This is a genomic window from Corynebacterium ulceribovis DSM 45146 (assembly GCF_000372445.1).
In the GTDB taxonomy this organism is placed as follows: domain Bacteria; phylum Actinomycetota; class Actinomycetes; order Mycobacteriales; family Mycobacteriaceae; genus Corynebacterium; species Corynebacterium ulceribovis.
Window position 1 is genome coordinate 99,565 of the sequence record NZ_AQUY01000004.1, and the last position, 21,151, is coordinate 120,715.

Annotated in this window: 14 protein-coding genes; 6 read left to right on the forward strand and 8 right to left on the reverse strand. The window is 61.8% G+C overall.

Annotation, left to right across the window (positions count from 1 at the left end; translation table 11 throughout):
* The first annotated feature begins 1 nt into the window (after window position 1).
* Complete coding sequence (locus tag A3EC_RS0110325) at window positions 2-733, forward strand: hypothetical protein (RefSeq protein ID WP_018025112.1); 732 nt, start codon at window positions 2-4, stop codon at window positions 731-733.
* On the opposite strand, the gene acpS is transcribed toward A3EC_RS0110325, so the two are convergent.
* Both acpS and A3EC_RS0110335 read right to left on the reverse strand, forming a co-directional pair.
* Window positions 730-1,161: a holo-ACP synthase AcpS gene (acpS, locus tag A3EC_RS0110330; RefSeq protein WP_051061078.1), complete on the reverse strand. Its 432-nt coding sequence runs from the start codon at window positions 1,159-1,161 to the stop codon at window positions 730-732. The genes A3EC_RS0110325 and acpS overlap by 4 nt on opposite strands.
* A gap of 84 nt (window positions 1,162-1,245) precedes the next feature.
* Window positions 1,246-2,337, reverse strand: coding sequence for an App1 family protein phosphatidate phosphatase (locus tag A3EC_RS0110335; protein WP_083880033.1), 1,092 nt, complete (start codon window positions 2,335-2,337; stop codon window positions 1,246-1,248).
* Between the two features lie 260 nt (window positions 2,338-2,597).
* Here A3EC_RS0110335 and A3EC_RS0110340 point away from each other — a divergent pair, with 260 nt between their 5' ends.
* Complete coding sequence (locus A3EC_RS0110340; protein WP_083880034.1) at window positions 2,598-2,960, forward strand: transglycosylase family protein; 363 nt, start codon at window positions 2,598-2,600, stop codon at window positions 2,958-2,960.
* A 20-nt stretch (window positions 2,961-2,980) separates the two neighbouring features.
* Here A3EC_RS0110340 and A3EC_RS0110345 read toward each other — a convergent pair whose 3' ends face one another.
* The 4 genes from A3EC_RS0110345 to A3EC_RS0110360 all read right to left on the reverse strand — a co-directional run bounded on the left by A3EC_RS0110345 (window position 2,981) and on the right by A3EC_RS0110360 (window position 16,327).
* Window positions 2,981-12,148: a type I polyketide synthase gene (locus A3EC_RS0110345; protein WP_018025116.1), complete on the reverse strand. Its 9,168-nt coding sequence runs from the start codon at window positions 12,146-12,148 to the stop codon at window positions 2,981-2,983.
* A gap of 67 nt (window positions 12,149-12,215) precedes the next feature.
* On the reverse strand, window positions 12,216-13,817 hold the full coding sequence (locus A3EC_RS0110350; protein WP_018025117.1) for an acyl-CoA carboxylase subunit beta: 1,602 nt from the start codon (window positions 13,815-13,817) through the stop codon (window positions 12,216-12,218).
* A 3-nt stretch (window positions 13,818-13,820) separates the two neighbouring features.
* Window positions 13,821-15,584, reverse strand: a complete 1,764-nt coding sequence (locus A3EC_RS0110355; RefSeq protein WP_018025118.1) for an acetyl/propionyl/methylcrotonyl-CoA carboxylase subunit alpha — start codon at window positions 15,582-15,584, stop codon at window positions 13,821-13,823.
* A 146-nt stretch (window positions 15,585-15,730) separates the two neighbouring features.
* Complete coding sequence (locus tag A3EC_RS0110360; protein WP_026162419.1) at window positions 15,731-16,327, reverse strand: TetR/AcrR family transcriptional regulator; 597 nt, start codon at window positions 16,325-16,327, stop codon at window positions 15,731-15,733.
* Between the two features lie 182 nt (window positions 16,328-16,509).
* On the opposite strand from A3EC_RS0110360, the gene A3EC_RS0110365 reads away from it, so the two are divergent.
* From A3EC_RS0110365 to A3EC_RS12975, 3 genes are read left to right on the forward strand one after another with little or no spacing between them, the layout of a single operon-like run.
* Complete coding sequence (locus tag A3EC_RS0110365; protein WP_018025120.1) at window positions 16,510-17,355, forward strand: phytoene/squalene synthase family protein; 846 nt, start codon at window positions 16,510-16,512, stop codon at window positions 17,353-17,355.
* Window positions 17,356-17,359: 4 nt separating this feature from the next.
* Window positions 17,360-17,866, forward strand: a complete 507-nt coding sequence (locus A3EC_RS0110370) for an NUDIX hydrolase (RefSeq protein ID WP_018025121.1) — start codon at window positions 17,360-17,362, stop codon at window positions 17,864-17,866.
* Window positions 17,867-17,894: 28 nt separating this feature from the next.
* The gene (locus A3EC_RS12975) at window positions 17,895-18,047 is read left to right on the forward strand and encodes a hypothetical protein (protein WP_156812933.1); all 153 of its coding nucleotides are present in this window, start codon (window positions 17,895-17,897) and stop codon (window positions 18,045-18,047) included.
* Here A3EC_RS12975 and A3EC_RS0110380 read toward each other — a convergent pair.
* Window positions 18,044-18,913, reverse strand: coding sequence for an Fpg/Nei family DNA glycosylase (locus A3EC_RS0110380; RefSeq protein ID WP_018025123.1), 870 nt, complete (start codon window positions 18,911-18,913; stop codon window positions 18,044-18,046). The two genes, A3EC_RS12975 and A3EC_RS0110380, sit on opposite strands and share 4 nt — an antisense overlap.
* 76 nt (window positions 18,914-18,989) lie before the next feature.
* Here A3EC_RS0110380 and A3EC_RS0110385 point away from each other — a divergent pair, with 76 nt between their 5' ends.
* On the forward strand, window positions 18,990-20,279 hold the full coding sequence (locus tag A3EC_RS0110385; protein ID WP_018025124.1) for a dicarboxylate/amino acid:cation symporter: 1,290 nt from the start codon (window positions 18,990-18,992) through the stop codon (window positions 20,277-20,279).
* On the opposite strand, the gene A3EC_RS0110390 is transcribed toward A3EC_RS0110385, so the two are convergent.
* Window positions 20,276-21,121, reverse strand: coding sequence for a PaaI family thioesterase (locus A3EC_RS0110390; RefSeq protein WP_026162421.1), 846 nt, complete (start codon window positions 21,119-21,121; stop codon window positions 20,276-20,278). The genes A3EC_RS0110385 and A3EC_RS0110390 overlap by 4 nt on opposite strands.
* Between the last annotated feature and the right edge of the window lie 30 nt (window positions 21,122-21,151).

The following is a 21,151-nucleotide window of genomic DNA, read 5'->3' on the forward strand; positions in this document are numbered from 1 at the left end:
CATGACCACAGAAGTAGCGCTCAGCCAAGGCGCACGCATGCTCACCGGTGCCGGAATAGTTGAACTTGCCACCTACGGCGCCGCGAACTGCGAAACAGACGGTGACGTGGCCGTGTACCAAGTGGTCGCCCATGGACTGGACCACCTCGGACGACTCATCGTCGCCTGCGACCTCCAATCAACCACCGGCAGCCCGGAAGGCGCCGTGCGACTGAGCATCAGCACCGTGGCGCCCGAATTCTGCGTCAATATTGTCGCCGCCAACCTAGAGGCCGTCGGGCAGCTGCAGTGGGAAGACACCATGGGGTCGCTGCGATACGGCGTCATCCACCTCACCCGCGTATTTATGCATGGCGCCGGCAACCCCATCGGCTTCGACTACGACGAAATGCTGGCCAGCGCGCTGAACCTGCCTGAAATCGACACCGATGCACTACGAGCGCGCGACGTGGTCGGGCGGCTAACACAGCGCCAACTGCGGCAACTTGCCGACGGCGTGCGTGCCAAAGAAATCCTCGGCGTAGCTATGACCTCGCGCGCTGAAGTATGCGCGCACCGGCACCGCAAGACCGTATTCATCGCCGACATCTCCGAAATTGGGCTGCTGCTGATGGAACTGCGCACCGGGTTCATGCAGCTCACGCTGGTGCGATTCCCGCAGCGCGTACGCACATTTGCGCAGCTAGACGACGCCGTGCGCGACCTCGGGGTGCTCGCGTCCGTGCGGAACTAAGCGCTCAGCACCACAGTGGCGGTGGCGAAGCGGCCATCATGTGACATCGACAGGTGCATCCGGGGCAGCGAACCAGCGCAATGCTGCATCAGTGACTCCGCCACGTGCGACGCCAGCGGCTGATGAATATGTAACAGCGGGCGACCCCACGTATCGGCGCGAACCTCAACAGCTGGCCACACCATATCTTCGACGCTCAGCGGCGGTGGTGTGCCAATCAGGGCGGCACTCCACGCCTTGACGAAGGCTTCCTTCGCTGCCCAACGGCCTGCCATGTGGGAAGCAATGGAGCCCGACACTTCCGCGCGGAGCTTGCTGGTGAGGCGTTCCTGGGTGGTGAAGGCGGCGCCAAAAGTGGTGCCTGGCGCTGCTAGTTGCTCCTCGAAAGTCGAGATGTCAACCAAGTCCACGCCCACGCCCAAAATCATGCGTCCAGCGTAGTACACGAGTGCGCTACCAGTGCACATCCTCACCGACAAGCACGAAAGCGGCGACTCGACAACCCTCGACCTCTAATCGTCCGCCGCGGCGTCGGCAGCAACTTCTGCCGCGACGTCCGCGGGCATGTCCGCTGTGACTTCCCGCGGAAACGGATGCTGCTGATACTCCGCAAGTAACTCAAAACCATCGCTACCCTGCACATAAGGCACATCATTGCGCTGCGCCATATTTGCAGGGTCAATTGGTGTTGCCGAACCATGCGACAGCACATGCTCCTGCGGCGACAAATTCCGCAGCGCAATCCCCGCCAGCCGGTCCGGGTGCTCCCCGGCAATGTTGCCGAAAATCAGCGGATCATGCTGGCCATCGTCACCCACCAAAATCCAGTTGATATCCGGGAAGTCAATAATCAGATTCCGCAGCTGCACCCGCTTGTGCTCCACCCCATTGCGGAATAACCCAGTCGGCGTTGGCCCCCAGTCCGTCAGCAACAGTGGGCCCTTCGGGAAACCATGCTTCGCGAGGAACAATGTCAACGAGGAAAACGTATTCCACGCCCCCGTCGACAAGTAAAAAACAGGCGCATCGGGATGCTTGCGCAGCAAATCCTGATAAAAATCGGCCATCCCCGGGACCGGTTTGCGCATGTCAGTCGGCAGATACCACGAGTTGTACGCCGCAATCATCGACCGCGGCAACCACGTGACCAGCACCGTATCGTCAATGTCGGACACCAAACCGATGGTCGTACCCGGCGCCACAATCTGCACCTGCGCCTGAATCGGGTCGGCGCCGCTGGCCTCAATGGTCACTTCCTGCCAGCCCGTGTCCAGCCCATGATCGCGGATCAGCACATCAATGTAGCCGTTTTCATTCGTGCGGGTTTCCACCGCTTGGTCGCCGACGCGCACCGTCACCTGATGATTCGGCACCTGCAGAGTGAAGAATTGCTGAAAACCCCGCTGCGACTTCCTATTTGCCGGGGTCGGCGCCGGTGCGTTCGGGTCGGCCATCACCACACGCCCAAGCACCCGCACCTGCGTCGAATCACCGAAACCGTAATACCCGATAATCGACGGCAGCCAACCCTGCGCCGCCTTCCGCTCCGTGCCAAACCGCACCAAAGCGCGTTCAGTCTTGCGTGCAATGTCAGCAATGCCCATGCCCATAGCCTAAAAGATTTTGCTTGTTGACGAAGGGGGTCGGCGTGGCTCGTTTGACAAAGCCGGGGAGGGCGCCGGTAGGTTGGGCGCCCATGGGTCGCCAGACTGGTCTCCAGGTTGGTGCCCGAGGGTTGCCGAAGAACTACTTCGGTGCTTGCTCCGACTGGAGTTGGTGCCCGCTTTCCAAGCGAAAAGAAGCACAACAATTGAAGGAGATTACCTTCTTGATGCTCTCTACCGTGAAGAAGACCGCTACCAACATGACCGCTCGAATCGCCGCCGGGCTCGGCATTGCCGCTGCCGCCCTCCTTGCGCCAGCCGCTATCAGCAGCGGCGCTGGTGCCGGTGCCGGAATCGGCGCACCGGAAGCAGCCGCGGCGACTGTGGGGCAGTGGGACCAGGTCGCCGCCTGTGAATCCGGCGGGAACTGGCAGACCAACACTGGTAACGGCTACTACGGCGGCCTGCAGTTCGCCGCCCAAACCTGGACCGGCCACGGTGGTGGCGCCTACGCGCCGACCGCGGACCAGGCAACAAAGGCTCAGCAAATTGAAATTGCCGAGAAGGTGCTGGCTTCCCAGGGCGCCGGAGCCTGGCCAAACTGCGGCGGCCCACTGGGATAACCGGGGTTAACCAGGGCTAATTAAGCCCAGCCGCCTTCAAACACCCCGGACTCACCCAAGCGTGCATCCGGGTTCAGCAGCATTTCGGCTTCCACCTCATGCGCGTCGTAAGATTCGGAATCTTCACCGAAGTTCCGACCTTCGACCACAGTGAACAGTGGCGCGTGACCCAGCATGCCGGCCTCGCGACGGCGAACACCAGCACGCAGACGCCCGACCGCACGGTCGAGCCACGCCGCTGCCGCTTCGTCACCAAGCTCCTGCTTCACTGCCTGGTGGAATGCCGCTGGGTGGACCAGCGCCAACAGTGCGGAGACGTGACCGAAACCGAGGGAGGTCAGCAGACCCGCCTTGATGGTCTCCGGCAGCTGCAGCGGAGTGCGCAGCCACACCAGACCAGGCGAGGAAGCCATCGCAGGGTCCACGCAGTCCAGCGACTTATTCGCCGGAATCCGACCGGTGCGGAACATATCCGCCAGACCAGCTGCCTGGAACACCGCGGCGCCACCCTTCGCGTGGCCCGTCAGCGTCTTCTGCGACACCACGAACAGCGGGTTGCCTTCGGTGCGGCCCAGCGCACGGCCCAGGCGGGTGTGCAGCTCCGACTCATTCGGGTCGTTGGCATTGGTGGAGGTGTCGTGCTTGGACACCACCGCAATGTCATCGGCGGACACACCCAGCTTCTGCAGGTTCTTCAGCAGACGCGACTCGGTACCGCCACGGCCCGCAGCCAGCGCACCCAGCCCCGGCGCCGGAATCGAGGTGTGCGCACCATCGGCGTAGGACTGTGCGAAACCAACCACCGCAGCAACCGGCAGACCCAGCTTCGCCGCCACGCTACCGCGCGCCAGCAAGATGGTACCGCCACCCTGCGCCTCCACGAAGCCAGCCCGGCGACGGTCGTTGGCGCGGGAGTAGAAGCGCTCGTTAATGCCCTTACCAGCCATAACGTCACTGTCGGCGGTGGCGTTCATGTTGGCGAAGCCGGTAATCGACTCCACAGCAATGTCGTCAATCGCACCGGCAACAACGAAGTCCGCCTTACCGCACGCAATCTTGTCCACGCCTTCTTCCACGGACACCGCCGCGGTGGCGCACGCACCAATTGGGTGAATCATGGAGCCGTAGCCGCCGATGAACGCCTGCATGGTGTGTGCCGCGACAACGTTCGGCAGAGTTTCCTGCAGGATGTCCGACGGAATTTCTTCCGCCAGGAAGCGGTCCAGGAAGAGCTTGCGCATGGAGGTCATGCCACCGAAACCGGTGCCCTGCGTCATCGCAATGTCGGATGGGTGCACGGCCTGCAGGATCTCGGCTGGGGTGAAACCGGCCGACAGGTAAGCGTCGACGGCGGTGACCAGGTTCCAGACAGCAATCCGGTCGATGGATTCGACCATGGATGCCGGGATGCCCCAGCGGGTTGGGTCGAAGTCGGTTGGGAACTGGCCGCCGACCTTCCGCGCCAGCGTTGCCTTGCGTGGCACGCGAGCCCGAGCGCCAGCAACGCGGGTGACCTGCCATTCGCCGTCAACTTCCGCCGCGCGGGTGAAGGTTGGGTCGGCATCGACGTAGGACTTTGCGGCAGCTTCATCGTCGACGGTGAAGGTGATGTCGCGGTCGAGGAACATTTCCACACCCAGTGGGCTGGAGACGTCTTCAATTGCGGCGTCATCGACGAAGGTACGCACACCAGAGCGGGCGACGACTTCGTCGCGGTAGCGGTTGTAGATGTCCGCTTCGTCAACGATGTTGTCGTCGGTGTCGTACCAGCCTGCAACTGGGGTGTCGCGCCAGGTCAGCAGCCCGGTCATCCATGCCAGTTCCAGCACGCCGGCTGCGGTCAGGTCGACGGTGCCGTCGGACTGCAGGCCGTATTCGGCTTCGAAGCGGGTACGGCCGGAGCCCCATGGGCTGACTTCACCGACGGACACCATGACAATCATGTCGTCGAGCGAGGTGTCCACCTTGCCCCATTGTGCGGTCGGCTGGACGGAACGCACTGGTGACGGCAGGGCCATAACCGTTGCGGCAGCGTCCTTTTGCTTATCGACGTTGTGGGAGTCGGCTTCGGTGTCTGCGCGCAACGAGGCGATGGAGATTTCGCCCAGCCCGCCAGTCAGGTCGGCATCGATTGGGTTCTTCCGGGCCTTCTTACGGGCCTTGGCGGAAGCCAAATCGAGCAGCTCACCCTTGATTTCGTCTGGGGTCCATACCTTGATCCCGGCTTCCTTGGCAGCGTCGACAAGCGGGTCGTTTCCGCCCATCAAACCGGTACCGGCAACCCAACCGATGCGTGGGTGTGCCAAGGTGATGCGTTCGGCCCATGGCTCGACATGCCACTTGTTCACAATGGCGTCGAATGCAGCCTTGACCTCACCATATGCACCGTCGCCACCGAAGGTGCCGCGGTTTGGCGAACCTGGCAGCACCACGTGCAGCTTGCGGTCAACGTCAATGTCCGCGCCGATTTTCGCCAGCGCAGCCATGGACCGCTCCACCGACCACAGCAGCAGACGGGTCTGGTTTTCTGCGGCAGCGCCAGCATCTTCCAGCGAGCCCATCACTGGTGGGGCAGCGAATGGGAAGTACATGTCTGGGACCAGGGAAGGCTTGAGCACGCGCAGTTCCGAGCCGACAGTCTGAGTCTGCTCGCCACCAATCCACTCCACGAGCGCATCGACGTCGCGGTAGGAGGACAGGTTCGCTGGCACCAGCCACAGGGCGGCACCCGGGATGGCGTTCTCGCGGTACAGCTGCTTGGCGTAGGCCAGGCGGGATGCAGACACACGAGATGCGGTCGCCACGACGGTGGCACCTTCAGCCAGCAGACCAGCGACAACGCCGCCAGCGATGGAACCTGGTGCCATACCGGTCACCACAGCGACCTCACCGAGGTGCTTGCCTTCGGCGTCCTTCCGAGCCTGCTTCGCAATCTTCTCGTAGCGCTTAGCCAGCTTGGACTTATCGGCAGCCGCAGCCTTTGCAGCCCACCAGTCAGCCATGTTGGCGACAGCTTCACCGGAGCCTTCGAAGCGGACCGTGTCGGCCAGGTCTTCGCCAGCCCACAGGCGACCGAGGTCTTCGCGGGCAGTTGCCCAGCGGTCGTCAATCAGCACTGCCTTGTTCTCGTCGAAGGATGGGGCAACCAGCTTCGGCCAGTTCGCGCCCAGTTCGGCGTTCACAGCTTCAATCAGCGCTTCAGTTTCGCGGGCTTCTTCATGGTCGAAGTCCGCAGCTGGGGTTTCCTCGTGGCCAAGGACCTGCAGGATGTGGCGGGCGGTGGTGGTCAGAACACCAGCTTCACCCGTGATGTTTTCCGCAAACGCATCCAGCACAGCGGAGTCCACGGTTGCGCCGCCGCCGGCGCCACCAGCAGATGGCATCGCCACTGGAATCCCATGGGCGGCACCGACTTGCTGGACCGCTTCGTCAATAAGCGCAGCAACATCAGCCTTCGACGACGCCTCGGTCGCCATGGTGGCCAAGTCGCCGCCACGGGTGGACGCGCCCTCACGGGTACCCAACAGAATCTGGCCGGTGACGTGGTCAACCCAGCCGTCACCGAGCTGCCAGGTGCCGGTCACGCGGTCAGCAATCGCGGACTGCTTCTCACCAGCGGCACCGAAGAGCTTACGGACGCGGTCCTTCACAGCCTCACCCAGAACCGGGCCGAAAGCCTTGTAGTTGTGCGCGGCCTTGTCCACGGTGACAGAGAGCGTGTCGACGTCTGCTTCCGCCGCACCTTCGACAGAAGCCAAGCCCAACTCCGCGGAGAAGTCCATGAGCAGCTGGTTCAGGCGGGAAGACACACCGTTGGTCAGTGTGCCGGTGGTGTCAGCGCCACCGATCTGGTCTGGGCGGACCTTGTTTGCGTACGCCAGCAGCACCCGAATCGCGTCAGATGCGCGGAATGGCAGGTCAGCTGGGCGTTCCACGGAACCGGCTGGGGCAGGGGCGGCAGCTGGTGGGGCCGCTGGGGCGCCCGCCGCTGCTGCTGCTTCATTCGCTGGCACCGGTGCTGGTGCTGGCTGTGCTGGTTCAGCGGCCGCAACGTGGCCCGGTGCGGATGGGATTTCCGCTGCTTCTTCTTCCGGTTCGTCCTCAATGGTTTGGACGTCCTCGTGGTAAACCAGCTGCTCATCGCGCTGGACGTTCCGCACGGCGACGTACACATCGGTGAACTCTGGCAGCTTCAGGGTCTTGGCAGCCAAGTTCGCCAGGGTAGGGGCCGAGCCCAGACCGATTTCGATGACTTCATCGACGGCAAGCTTGTCCGCGGCCAGCAGCATTTCCTGGGTTTCAATCCAGCGCACTGGGGAGGCGAACTGCCAGCACAGCAGCTCCACGAGCAGCATGCGGGCCAGCTTGCGTGGGTTCTCCAGCTCCTTATCGAAGTTCTTCAGCGCCTTTTCAACCGGCTCGGAAGGAACAACGTCGAGGACGGCCTGCAGGAATTCGCGGGTCAGCTCGAATGGCACCGCAACCAGGTTCGGGATGTAGTGGCCGACCAGCACCTTAAAGTCAATGTCTTCTGGCAGCAGCTCGGTGAGCTTCTCCCGGAAGTCTGGGACACCGGCGTGCAGCACGGAGGAGTGGAATGGCACGTCAATGCCTGGCACCAGCATGAAGGCACCCTTGCCACCAGCAGCCTTCGCGCGGGCGTTGGCGTCTTCTTCCAGTGCCTCCAGGCCAGCGACGGTACCGGCGATGGAGTACTGCTGACCAGCCAGGTTGTAGTTCACAATCTCGAGGAACTCACCGGACTTCTCCGCGATCTCTGCGACGTACTCGCGCACGCCGTCATCACCAACACCGAACTGGTTCGGGCGCAGCGCACCCATCCGGTAGTTGGAGCGGCCATCGTCACCACGCGGCACCAGGGAGTGCATCGTCGAGCCGCGGTGGAACACCAGCTCCAGCACGGTTTCCAGGTCAATGACACCGGCGTAGGCAGCCAGTGCGTTGTACTCACCAAGGGAGTGACCAGCAAAGTAAGCGCCATCGACGACAGCGCCAGCTTCCCGCATCCGAGCGGTCTGTGCGAAGGCCAGCGCAGCCAGCGCCACCTGGGTGAACTGGGTCAGGTTCAGGACGCCATCTGGGTGGTGGTAGGTCTTACCCTGCGCCTTAATGACGGTTGGGTTGTCCTGCACCAGAGTGAGAATGGAGAAGCCCAGCGCCTGGCGAGTGTGCTTGTCGGCGCGGTCCCACACGTCAGCGGCAGCCTTGGACTTGGTGCGCTCATTGAGGCCCATGCCCTTCGACTGGATGCCCTGACCTGGGTAAACGTAAGCGGTGGTTGGTGCTTCGGTGGTGGCAGTACCGATGGAGACCAGCTCGGAGCCAATCTTGCAGGCCACCTCGAGTACCAAGCCGCCACCGGCGAGGCGACCAACGCGCTCGACGGTGATTTCGATTTCAGCATCCAGGTCGACCAGACCGAACATGCGGTAGGTCCAGCCGGTCAGGTTGTGGCGGCGGCCATCAGCGCCAGCAGCCGAGGCTGCGTGCTGGGCGGTGGCGGACAGCCACATGCCGTGCACCAGTGGTGCTTCCAGACCTGCGACCTTCGCCGCGTTGTGCGAGGTGTGAATTGGGTTGAAGTCACCGGACACCCACGCAAATGGGGTCATGTCGGACGGTGCAGTCACCTTGGTGCGCAGCAGCGTCGAGCGTGGGGTGTCGGTGATTTCCTGGTCGGTGCCGCCAGCGTATGGCGGGTCAGCCGGTGGGTTATCGCCGAAGGCGCGGCCACGAATCGCGAAGCGCTCGGCCATGTGACCAATGACTTCACCGTTCGCGGACAGTTCCAGGTCGACCTCGACGACGCGGCCGGAGGAGGATTCCTGGATGGAGTCAGCCCAAGAGGTGACATCAATCTTGTCGATGGCCTTGCCGGCCACGCCGGCAGCCTTCAGCTCAGCCACTGGCTTAATGAAGCGGACGGTGTGGTCCAAGTGGACCGCGTTGAGCAGGCCTTCAATGACTGGGTAGTCGTTGACCATCGCGGAGCCCAGTGCCGCGTAAATCGCTGGCCAGCAGGTACCGAGCAGGGCGTCCGGAACGATGGTGGTGACATCGGCGCCTGGCAGCGCCGCACCGGTGACTGCGGTGTGGTCAGAGCCGAGGGAGTCAGCAAAGGTGAAGGAGTAGCGCGCTTCACCGTATTCGGAACGCTCGGAATCTGCCATGGTTGGCAGACCGGTGATTTCATCGCCCTGAACTGCGACGTTGCCAACACCGGCGGTGCCAGCGAGCAGGTCAAACATGGACTTTGGCAGGCGGTCTTCGTCGACAATTGGCAGACCACCGTTTTGCACGGAGGTCGGCAGCAGCAGTGGGATAACCAGCTCGCGCACAGCGTGCACCGATGCTGGGGAGTCGTCCCAGTAGGTGTCCAACTTGATGGTCAGGGTTGCCGCAGCAGCCTTGCCTTCTTCGGCGTCATCAATTTCCAGGGTGTACTGGTCAGCCGGCAGGTTGTGTGCCGGGTTGTCCATCAGGTGACCGGTCCAAGAGATGAATGGCGCGGCGACCACCAGGGCAGCAGCGTCGGTTGCCGAACCGAGTCGTGCGTAGGCGTCGACCTTGTCGGCGCCAGCGTCATTCAGGCGCTCCACACACTCAGTTTCGAAGCGACCCAAAATGTCGGCGATTGGCTCGTCGACGGAGGTAATACCGCGGACGGACACTGGACCTGGGATAACGCGGACGGAGTTTGCGTCGTAGCGCTCATCTTGTGCCTGCCACAGGGAGTCCTGGCCCCACCAGCGCAGCAGGTCATCGTCGATAGCTGGCACGAAGCCCATTGGCTTCGGGTACTTGCGGCACAGTGCCACAAACCATGCGGAGTCCAGCGGAGTCAGGGTGTCCTGCTCAGCAACTGGGTAAGCCGCAATCAGCTGATCGGCAGCTGCGTGCGGGTCTTCCACAACGTCATCAAGCTCAGGGAACAGGGTTTCCACTGGGCCGTATTCGGCGTCGGACAGGCGCGCCTCGAAGCGCTGCAGCAGCTCCCAGAAACGCTGCGACCAGGAAGGGTCCACCCATGGGAAGGACAGGTCCGCGAAGCGGCGGGCGACCTCGGCGTAGGTCATTTCTTCCAGGTCACCGAAGTATGGCTTCGCGGTCTTGTTCAGGGCCTCAATGATTTCGGCGCGGCGGGAACGCAGCAGCTCCGGCTTACCTTCGACCTCCGCAACCAGGCGGGCGCAGGCAGCGGCATCATTGTCGATTTCGTACATGTCGGCGCGCAGGTGCGACAGGCCAGAGGTGATACCACCCTTGGACTTGCCGGCACCGACCCATCCGCCGTGGTCAGCAGGGTCAATACCCTCACAGGAGACCAGCAGTTCCTTCACGGTGTCGGTGGTCTTGGCTTCCTTCGCGGTCATCGCGGCGGTACCAATCAGCACACCGTCCACCGGCATCGGTGGCAGACCGTACTGCTCGGACCACTGGCCGGAAATGTAATCTGCGGCGCGGTCTGGGGTACCGATACCACCGCCGACACACAGCACCACATTGTCGGTACTGCGAATCTCCGCGTAGGTGTTACGCAGCAGGTCATCGAGGTTTTCCCACGAGTGGTGGCCACCGGCGTGGCCGTCTTCGACGTGCAGAATAATGGTGGCGTCCACTGCGCGGGCAATGTTCAGCACCTGGCGGATCTGCGCCACGGTGCCTGGCTTGAAGGCAATGTTGCTAAAGCCCTGGCCGTTGAGCTCGGCAATGAGCTCCGGTGCTTCGTCCTGCTCCGGGATGCCCGCAGAAATGACGACACCATCCAGCGGCGCGCCGGACATACGAGCCTTCGACACGATGCGCTGCGCACCGAACTGCAGGTTCCACAGGTAGCGGTCCATGAACATGGCGTTGAACTGCGCGGAACGGCCCGGTTCCAGCTGCTCCTTCAGCGACGCCAGGTTCTTCGCGAACACCGGCGCGGTGACCTGACCACCACCGGCGAGCTCCGCCCAGTAACCAGCGTTCGATGCCGCCGCCACGATTTCCGGGTCGACGGTGGTTGGGGTCATACCAGCCAGCAGGATTGGGGAGTGGCCGGTCAGGCGGGTGAACTTGGTTTCGACGAAAGTGCCGCCCGGCAGGTTCAGCAGGCGTGGTGCGAACTTCGACCAGTCAGTCAGGCGTGCTGGTTCTGGGTTTGGCGCCGCCAGTGCGTAAATGTCCCGCAGCGAATGCGCTGGCGCGATGCCCACGCCGGTGCCGTCCAAGACTTCGGCGGTCAGTTTCCCGGCCTGGTCACCAGGGCCAAGGTCCAGGACCCATTCCGCACCCTGCTTAATGACGTTTTGGGTCCGCTCGATCCAGTTCATTGGATCGGTTAGAACGATTGCGGCGAGCTCTTCGGCACCTTCAATGTTGCAACGCTCAGCCCAGGCAACGACCTGGTCGACAGCTGGCTGCATCGATGGGTGGTGGAATGGTGCTTCGGCCTGCAGGTAGTAGGTGGTCGGGTTAAATGGTGCGCCGCCACGAGTCTTCGACGCCAGTTCGGCCTTGTCAGCATCGGCAGCTTCTTCGAGGTGCCGTTCCACGCGCTCCAGGTCAGCTGGAGTACCGGAAACGATGACACGGCGGTGGCTGTTGGTCAGGGAGATAGCAGCGTCGGTGCCTTCGAGTGCCGCTTCGACCTGAGCTGGGTCAACGTTGGCGACGGCCAGCATTGGGGTGCGCTTGGCGTTGGACAGACCAAGGGTGCGGCATTCGCGGGAACCGGCAGCGCCGATGAGGCGTGCGATGGCGAAAATGCGGGCAATGTCTTCGCGGTTTCCGGCCTGCCATGCGCGGGCGACGGCAGCGGCGAGTTCACCCTGGGAGTGGCCGATGGCGGCAACTGGTGGGTGCTCGGTGATGTCCAGGCCAGCATCGGCCAGGCCCTGGAGCAGGGCAACTTGGGTGGCGACAATGCCTGGCACAGAGTGTGCTGGGTCATTGCTGTCAGAGAGGTTGTCGATGGTCAGTGCGCCAGGGAAGACGGCGGCGAGCTGAGCTGCGACTGGAGCAAGCAGCTTGTCGGACTGTGCAATGAGCTGCGTGATTTGCTCGGTCAGCGCTGGGTCTTCCAGGATTTCGGCGAGGGTTTCGCGCCATGGCGATGCCTGGCCGGCAAAGAGAAGTACGTACGGTTCACCAGCGGTGAGCTTGGAAATGAAACTAGTTGCCATTATTCCTTCTAAAAATGGTGTGCCAACTGAGTGGCGAAGAATGAGCTTTGGTTAAGCGAAAGTGGGTTTACAGTGGGCCGTTGACATGGCGCTTCGGGCCGTGGTGCGAACGGTCCTTGTTGCGCAGCACTTCCAGAGCCTCGGCGATGGCTTGGCGGGTGTGGCCCGGTTCGATGACGCCATCGAGCTCGCCCTTTTCCACCGACAGATTCGGGTTGATGTTCTTGACTTGGTAGTCGGCAGCCAATTCGTCGCGCTTGGCCAACATGGCCTTTTCATCTGGCCCGGCGGCCTTGATGTCACGGCGGTTAATAATGTTGACCGCACCCTCGGCACCCATGACAGCGATTTCGGCATCTGGCCAGGCATAGTTGAAGTCCGCGCCGATACCCTTCGAACCCATCACGATGTACGCGCCGCCGTAAGCCTTACGCAAAATGATGGTGATCATTGGGGCCGTGGCGTTGGCGTAGGAGTAAATCAGCTTGGCGCCGCGACGAATAATGCCCGCAGCTTCCTGCTCTGCACCAGGTCGGTAGCCCGGAACGTCAACAAGCGTCACGATTGGGATACCAAAGGCGTCGAGGAAGCGGACGAATCGAGCGGCCTTCTCGGACGCGTCGACGTCCAAAGTGCCGGCATTGTGGCTTGGCTGGTCCGCGATGATGCCGACCGTTTTGCCGTGAATGCAGGCAAAACCGATGACGATGGACTGTGCCCAGTACTCCTGCACCTCGACGAATTCGCCGTGGTCCACAAGCGCTTGGATGACTTCCACCATGTCGTATGGCATGCGGGATTCGCTTGGCACCAAGTTCGCAACATCGGCTGCGGCCTGCTCATCATCTGGGGATGGGGTGTAGTCGTAGTGCGGTGGCAGCTCGTTGCAGTGGCTTGGCAGGTAGTTCAGCAGGGAACGCACATAGTCCATGGCGTCCTCTTCATCCTCACCCATGTAGTGCGCCACACCGGACTGGGTGTTGTGCAGCTCCGCGCCACCAAGGTCATCGGCGGTGACCTGCTCACCGGTGACAGCCTGAACGACATCCGGGCCGGTGACGAACATGTGCGAGTTCTGCTTGGTCATGACGACGAAGTCATTGAGCGCCGGGGTGTACACCGCACCACCAGCAGTTGGGCCAAGCACCAGCGCGATCTGTGGGATAAGGCCGGAAGCTTCACAGATCTGGCGGAAGATGCGGCCGTATTCGGCCAGCGGGGCGACACCTTCCTGGATGCGGGCACCACCGGAGTCCAGGATGGAGATAACTGGGATGCGCAGCTGAATGGCGCGCTGAATCAGCTTGCAAATCTTCACGCCCTCGGCCTGACCAAGGGAACCACCACGGATGGAAAAGTCCTGCGAGTAGACCGCGACCTGGCGGCCGTTGATTTCACCGAAACCGGTGGCAACACCAGCGCCGGAGAAGCCGTCGGCAATTTTGCCGCCAGCAAACTGACCGATTTCAACGAAGGAACCGTCATCAAGCAACATATTGATGCGCTCGCGGGCGGTGTACTTACCCTTCGGGTGCTGAACCTTCTTCGCCTTTTCTTCGGCGGCCTCAGCAACCTGGGCGTAGTCGATGCGGTGCGGGTTCACCGGCTGGGTTTTGGTGCGCTTGGGAAGCGCGCGGGACACAAAAGTGCGTAGATCCGAGATTCCCATGAGTTAGGCCTCCTCAAACTTGAGCAGTGGGGTGTTGGCAGGCACGTTCTTGCCGGCCTCGACCATGACTTCGGCGACGGTGCCAGCAGCTGGGGCGTGGACGTACTTCTCCATCTTCATGGCTTCCAGAACCATGAGGATGTCGCCCTCTTCCACCTTCTGACCTGGGGTAACCGCAACGCGCACCACAATGGCCTGGATTGGGGAAACCAGGGTGCCATCGGTGATGACAATGTCGTTGGACTGCGGTGCCTTGGTGCGGGTGGCCGAACGGCGTGGCTGCGTCTTCAGTGGCTGGGCGTTAATGCCAGCGGCGGTGAAGAAGTCGGTTGGGACGGTGACCTGGTGGCGGCGGCCATCGATTTCGACGGTGAAGGCGCGGGTGGAACCACCAGAGCCGATGTCGCCTTCGGTTTCGAATGGTTCCGGCAAGGTGGCCTTTGGCAGGAAGGTGGTTTCGAACCAGCGGGTGCCAATGGTGAAGTCCTTGGCGAAGTCATCGTCAGCCAGGATTTGCTGGAATAGTGGCGCGGGGGTGGCCAGGCCTTCAATGGTGAATTCCTGGAGGGCGCGCCGGGCACGGGCGATGGCGTTGTCGCGGTCGGAGCCGGTGATGATGAGCTTGGCGACCATGGAGTCGAAGTCTGGGGTGACGGTGTCGCCGACGCGGACACCGGATTCGACGCGGACACCGTTGCCGACTGGCCAATCGAGGCGGGAGATGATGCCTGCGGTTGGGACCAGGTCGTTGCCTGGGTCTTCACTGGTGATGCGCAGTTCGATGGAGTGGCCGCGCAGTTCTGGCTTGGCGGAGCATTCGTGGCCGGAGGCGATAGCAATCTGCTCGGCGACTAGGTCCAGGCCGGTGACTTCTTCGGTGACGGTGTGCTCGACCTGCAGGCGCGGGTTCACTTCAAGGAAGTAGACATCGCCTTCTGGGGTGAGCAGGAATTCGCAGGTACCTAGGCCAACGTAGTTGGTGTGCTCAAACAGTGCCTTCGACCAGGCGGTGACGGTTTCTTCGACGCCTTCCGGCAGGAATGGGGCCGGTGCTTCTTCGATGAGTTTCTGGTTACGGCGCTGCACGGAGCAGTCACGGGTGGAGGACACCACGAAGTTGCCGTGCGAGTCACGCATGCACTGGGTTTCGATGTGGCGGGCAACGGTGACGAACTTTTCCAGGAAGAACTTGTCGAGGTCGCCGCCGGGGAAGGCGTGGCGCTGCTCGAATTCGCGGATGTCGGAGTCTTTGTTGATGACTTCGATGCCGCGGCCGCCGCCGCCGTCGGAACGCTTACACACGATTGGGTAGCCATGTTCCGCTGCGAACGCGCGAACAGTGTCCATGCTGTCGAGCGGGTCGTTGGTGCCCGGTACTGGGTTGACGCCTGCGGCAGTTGCGGTGCGGCGAGCACCGATTTTTTCACCGAGCGCTTCAATGGTGGCGGCTTCTGGGCCGATCCAAGTGATGCCGGCGTCGGCAACAGCCTTGGCGAAGTCGGTGACTTCGGACAGGAAGCCGTAGCCAGGGTGGATGGCGTCGGCGCCGCATTCCTTGGCGATTTCCAGAATCTTGTCGCCGTTTAGGTAGGTGGTGGCGATGGTGTCGCCGCCGAGGGAGTAGGCCTCATCGGCGAGGGCGACCGCGGTGGAATCGATGTCCTGGTCCGCGTAGACGGCGACGGCCGTCAGGCCGAGATCGTGAATCGTTCGGATGACGCGGGCGGCAATCTCGCCTCGATTCGCCACGAGAATTTTGGACAGCATGTATCTCCTCAAGTTGCATGCGCGCAAAACGGAGCGCGCTCTATTTTGAGGAGTCTAGCCAGATTTCTTCTACAAAACTACCTAGCCGACGGCAAGTCACGGCCCTGCAGGGGTAGTTAGTCCCGGAAAACTATCTACGGATAGAACTATTTCTCTGCTTCCGAAACGATGCGCGGCAGCAGGAAATCCACCATGTTTGCAATGTGTTCCCGCAGGTCAGCGCGTTGGAGCGTATTGACGGTCAGCCGCACCAAACTCATATACACAGACGCGTACAAAATTCCGCCGATTTCGGTACGAAAATTTGCCGCCTGCGTGTCGTCTGGGATGAGCTTTTTGATGCGCCGCTCAATATTGATAACCGACTCGATCGCAGCTTCTCGGTGCGGGCCCATGCCGTAACCGAAGAGCACTTCACGCTGAAACGCCACTAAATTATCTGGATACTGCTCAGCTGCAACAACGATCGGATCAAAGAGAGTCAAGAGTCGGGTTCGCAGGTCAGCGTCATCATCCAATGCCGCTTCATTAGCCAAACCTTCTTCAATGACGGAGGAGTACACCGCGATGAGCAGCTCCGCTTTTGAACCGGCATAGCGGAAGAAGGTGCCGGTCGTCAGACCGGCCTCTTTGGCTAGTTCTGCAGTCGTGACCTCGTCAAATGGCCGGTCTGCGAATAGTTTTCGCCCGGCCGCGATGACGCGGGCCGACTTGTCCTTGCGCTTATCTTCTCGCTTACCCACGCGCATTATTCAAGCAGGTTGTGAACTTTCATGCTGAAAACTATCTGGGTTCGGCAAGTCTGATGGGGCCGTCCACCCGCACTGGCCTGCACGGTAATCTACTAGCAATAGAACTACTAGAATTCGGAGCCGCCGTGACTTCCTCGCCTCGCCAGCCCGCCTACCTTCGGCGCTACAGCCGAATGGCGACTCGGGCATCAGGGCAGGTCATTGCTGAATATTCCACATCATTTTCACTGGCGACCCGGCTGCTGGCCCAACCAGTGCGCTCCCACATCTGCAACCTCTACGCCATGGTGCGGATTGCAGACGAGATCGTCGACGGCACCGCCACAGCAGCGGGGGTACCCGCAGACCAGGTAGCAAAACTGCTGGACGAGTATGAATCCGCGGTATTGGCGGCACCGGGGCGAGACTTCCACACCGATCCGGTGCTCCATGCGTGGGCGCACACCGCCCGGCAGGCCAATATTCCACACCGGTACGTCACCGATTTCTTCGCGGCGATGCGCCGAGACCTGCACCAAAACACCTACACCGCCGCCACTGACCTAGACGAATATGTGCACGGTTCCGCAGAAGTCATCGGACTGATGTGCCTGCGCATTTTCCTTATTGACGGAAACCGCATCGACGATCTGGCTGCCACTGAAGCCGCGGCCAGTCGCTTTGGCGCGGCACTCCAGAAAGTGAATTTCCTGCGGGACCTGCGCGAAGACTCCGAAAAACTGGGACGGCAATACTTCCCGTGTAAAGAAGCTGGCGTCCTGACCGACGCAGAAAAATCAGAGATTATTGCCGAAATTAGGGCTGATCTTTCCGTCGCAAAGCAGGCGATACCTGCCCTGCCGGGGGCGGCGCGCACCGGTGTGCTGATGGCGTGGCTGTTGTTTAATGACTTGGCCGACCGCCTGGATGCGGCGACTGTGGCGCAGATCCGAACGCAGCGGATTCGGGTGCCAGCGCATGTGAAGGCCCGATTTGGGGTGCAGGCGTTGGCTGAAGCTGCGCGCATGGGCTTACGCTAGGCGCATGACTCCAGAGTTCATTCTCGAATTGCGCAAGTATGTCGGTACCCGTCAGCTATGGCTGCCAGGCTGCACCGTGGTCGTGACCAGCGGCGGCGGTGACGAGATGGAAGTGCTGCTGGTCAAGCGCGCCGACAATGGTGAATGGACTCCGGTGACCGGGATTATTGACCCAGGCGAAGAGCCGGACACCGCGGCGATGCGGGAAACGAAGGAAGAAACTGGCCTGGATATTCGTCTGGAGAAGCTGGTGTGGGTGCGCACCGTGGGGCCGGTGACTTACGACAACGGTGATGAATCGCTCTACCTGGACCACGCCTTCCTGGCGACGCTGGCGCCGGGTAATGGTGCGGCATACCCGGCTGATGGGGAAAACTCCGAGGTGCGCTGGTTCAAGCTGGCGGACTTGCCGGAAATGAGCCCGCGCTTCACCAGCCTGATTGACCACTGCAAGCTGGTCATGGCTGGTGAAGTAGAGACCGTGCGATTTGGTGCGGAGCGGGAAGTGTAGCGGCTGGTTGTTGCCGAGTTTTGGGGTGTTGAAACAACTTGAAACAACTTCCTGGGGTTTCGCTGGTCTGACCGGCATGTCCTTCTCTGGTGATGATCCTCGCGTCCACGCCTTGATGTTCATTGCCACCCCATTCTTGGCGCTGGGTGCCATCATGCTGCGCGATTCGCAGAAGAACTAGCGCCGCTGGCAGCTCGGGCACCAAAACAGGTTGCGGCCTTCGAAAGGGCGAAACGCAATCGGGGTGCCACAGATATAACAAGGGTCATTCGCGCGGCGGTAGACATACACTTCGCCGCCGTGGTCGTCCTTGCGTGGGGCGCGGCCCATCGCCTCCGGCATGTGGTCTGGCCGCACAGTATCAATGCGTCCTGCGAGTACTCCATCGGACATCAATTCAACAAGGTCAGCCCAGATGGCATCCCACTGCGAGGCGGTTAGCTGATTTCCTGGCGTATCCGGCGCAATCCCCAGGCGAAAGAGCGTTTCCGCCCGATAAATATTGCCCACCCCAGCAAAGAGCTTCTGATCCATCAGCAGTGACGCCACCGTCCGCTTTGACCGCATGACCCGAGCGCGCACCGACTCCCAATCCGCATCCGCGCGCAGCGGATCCGCGCCCAGACGATTGATCGCGGCTTCCTTTTCATGGTCAGTAATCAGGCGACACCACTGCGGGCCCCGCAAATCCACCGCAGTCACGCCATCCGAAATCCGCAACCGCACTTGCCCTTTGATCTCATCAGCACCGCTCAGCGCCTCAAACTGCATGGTCCCAATGAGCCCAAGGTGGATATACACAATGTGCTCGGGCTGCGTGTCCGCGTCAGCTTCCCCGTCCGCATCGGTTGCTCCCTCCGAACCACCCGGTGCGAAGTCTAGGAACAAGTGCTTGCCCCAGGCTTCGGCAACACGGAGCTGGTAACCGTCAATAAGCTCAGCGGACGCGGCAAACCTGCCCTGCGGTGAGGTGACCTGCAACCTGCTACCGGCGAAGCGGTCGGTCAGGGCGGTCGCAAGGCGGTGAATAACGTGTCCTTCTGGCATACATACCAGTTTAGGAACCAGCAAAGATGTGCCGTAATCTGTGCTGAGAAAGCCGCTTTTCCAGCAAGGAGCACCCATGAGAGCTGACGTCACCGCCCCGGAAACCCCGGGCTCGATGGACACCACAGACCGCAAAAAGCCGCGCGTGCCGCTGCTGGTTCGCCTGATTATCGGCATCTCCGTCGGTATCGTGCTGGGCCTCATCGCCCAGAGCAACGACATCGAATGGCCAGTGCGGACCCTGGCGACCTTCTCCGCCATCTTCGGGTCCTTCCTAAGCTTCGCCATCCCACTGATCGTGTTCGGGTTCATCACCCCAGGCATCGGATCGCTGAGCCAAGGCGCTGGCCGACTGCTGGGCATTAACGTCGGTCTGGCGTACGTTTCCACCGTCCTAGCCGGCGCACTTGCGGTGACCTGCGCCCTGCTGCTGTACCCAATCCTGCTGGACGGCAAGTCCCTGTCCACCGCCGCGAACCCAGAAGACGCGCTGCTGGCGCCCTACCTGGAATTTCAAGTCGACCCGCCGCTGGCTGTGACCACCGCGCTGGTGCTCGCCTTCGTCATTGGCCTGGGCATCACCGCCCTGCCGAATAAGCGCCTGCTGCACCTAGCGGAAGACTTCCGCGACATCATTGAGATGCTGCTGAACCGCGTCATTATTCCGCTGCTGCCAATCCACATTGCCGGTGTGTTTGCGAATATGACCTACGGCGGCGACGTGGCCACCATCCTGAAGGTCTTCGCCGTGGTGTTCCTGATGGTGATTGTGCTGCACTGGGTGTGGCTGCTGGTGCAGTACTCCGTGGCCGGCGCGGTCGGCAAAACCAACCCATTCGCCATGCTCAAAGACATGATGCCGGCGTACTTCACCGCCATCGGCACCCAGTCGTCCGCGGCAACGATTCCGGTGACGCTGCAGTCGGCGAAGAAGGCTGGTGTGCGCTCGCAGATCGCGGACTTCGCCATCCCGCTGAACGCCAACATTCACCTGTCCGGCTCGATGATCACCATCACCGCCTGCGCCGTTGCGGTGCTGACCATGGTTGAGCACCGCGACCCGTCCTTCACCGAAATGATTCCGCTGATTCTGGTACTCGGCGTCATGATGGTCGCCGCACCAGGTGCACCAGGCGGCGCCGTGATGACTGCCCTCGGCGCGCTGCAGTCCGTGCTCGGCTTCAATGAAGCGATGCTGGCGCTGATGATTGCGCTGTACCTTGCGCAGGACAGCTTCGGCACCGCCACCAACGTCACTGGTGACGGCGCGATTGCGAAGATTGTCGATGCACTCGCCGGCAGGAAGGGCGACGCGGCAGCCGAAGACGCGGACGCCAACCGCAGTGAAGCGGCTGCGGAAGCCTAGTACTTCTTCAGCGATTCCTTCGCCTCGGCTACCTCGGCCAGCAACGACTTTGCTACTGCGCCGGGGTTTTCTTCGGTTAAGGCCTCAATAACTTCCGCTGGCAGGCCCGCCGCCTTGTACTCCGCCAACGACGTAAAGCCCAGCGGCAACACATCAACGAGCCACGCCACCGCCTGTGCCTCCGGGCGGATGCAGCGACGTGCCACCCGCTCATTTTCCACTAGGTGCTCGCGCCGTTCTGGCTCCCGCAGCCCCAGCCGCGCCAATGTGCGCGCCGCCGCAATCAGGTTCTGCCCGCGGACACCTTCCAGCTGCGCCGGGTTTGGCTTCGGCTTTTCGCCGCCGCGTCGACGCACATACAGGTCTTGCTGCCCAATGCCGACGACGCCGCCGTCCTTCGACCGGACCACCGACGTATAGGACACCACCGTGGAATAGCCCGGGTCGACCTCAGCCTTGATCTGGTCAATCAGCTCGTCGGTGACCTCCACCTCTAGGTAGGTGCCACGCCGACCTGGACGAATAAATTCGAAGCTGCCGGTTCGGGTCCACGCTTCGTATTCCTCCACGCCCAGTCGCTGCATCACCAACGTGCCAAAGAGCACGTCCGTCATTGAAAACAGCGAACCGCCGAAGGCCGCGCCATGCATATTCGCAATCAGCGGGTTCAGGCGCAGTTCCAGTCGTCCGCGGCTCCAGTCGGGCGCAATATCGGTGATATAAATGCCGGACCCGAACAGCGGCGGGTACATATTCAACAGTCGCCGCGCCTTCGTCGGCGACGCGCCCGCGCGATCAGCGAGGCGGCGGAGGAGTTTGGTTAACAGATTCGGGCTTTTCACACCTTAGAACCATACCCGTTTGCCTTACAT

Bases quoted from the DNA above. Each gene is read 5' to 3' on its own strand.
- A3EC_RS0110385 (WP_018025124.1), top strand. From the start codon at position 18,990: ATGAGAGCTGACGTCACCGCCCCGGAAACCCCGGGCTCGATGGACACC.
- A3EC_RS0110350 (WP_018025117.1), bottom strand. From the start codon at position 13,817: ATGGGAATCTCGGATCTACGCACTTTTGTGTCCCGCGCGCTTCCCAAG.
- A3EC_RS0110365 (WP_018025120.1), top strand. From the start codon at position 16,510: ATGGCGACTCGGGCATCAGGGCAGGTCATTGCTGAATATTCCACATCA.
- A3EC_RS0110325 (WP_018025112.1), top strand. From the start codon at position 2: ATGACCACAGAAGTAGCGCTCAGCCAAGGCGCACGCATGCTCACCGGT.
- A3EC_RS0110380 (WP_018025123.1), bottom strand. From the start codon at position 18,913: ATGCCAGAAGGACACGTTATTCACCGCCTTGCGACCGCCCTGACCGAC.
- A3EC_RS0110355 (WP_018025118.1), bottom strand. From the start codon at position 15,584: ATGCTGTCCAAAATTCTCGTGGCGAATCGAGGCGAGATTGCCGCCCGC.
- A3EC_RS0110345 (WP_018025116.1), bottom strand. From the start codon at position 12,148: ATGGCAACTAGTTTCATTTCCAAGCTCACCGCTGGTGAACCGTACGTA.
- acpS (WP_051061078.1), bottom strand. From the start codon at position 1,161: ATGATTTTGGGCGTGGGCGTGGACTTGGTTGACATCTCGACTTTCGAG.
- A3EC_RS0110370 (WP_018025121.1), top strand. From the start codon at position 17,360: ATGACTCCAGAGTTCATTCTCGAATTGCGCAAGTATGTCGGTACCCGT.
- A3EC_RS0110335 (WP_083880033.1), bottom strand. From the start codon at position 2,337: ATGGGCATTGCTGACATTGCACGCAAGACTGAACGCGCTTTGGTGCGG.
- A3EC_RS0110340 (WP_083880034.1), top strand. From the start codon at position 2,598: ATGACCGCTCGAATCGCCGCCGGGCTCGGCATTGCCGCTGCCGCCCTC.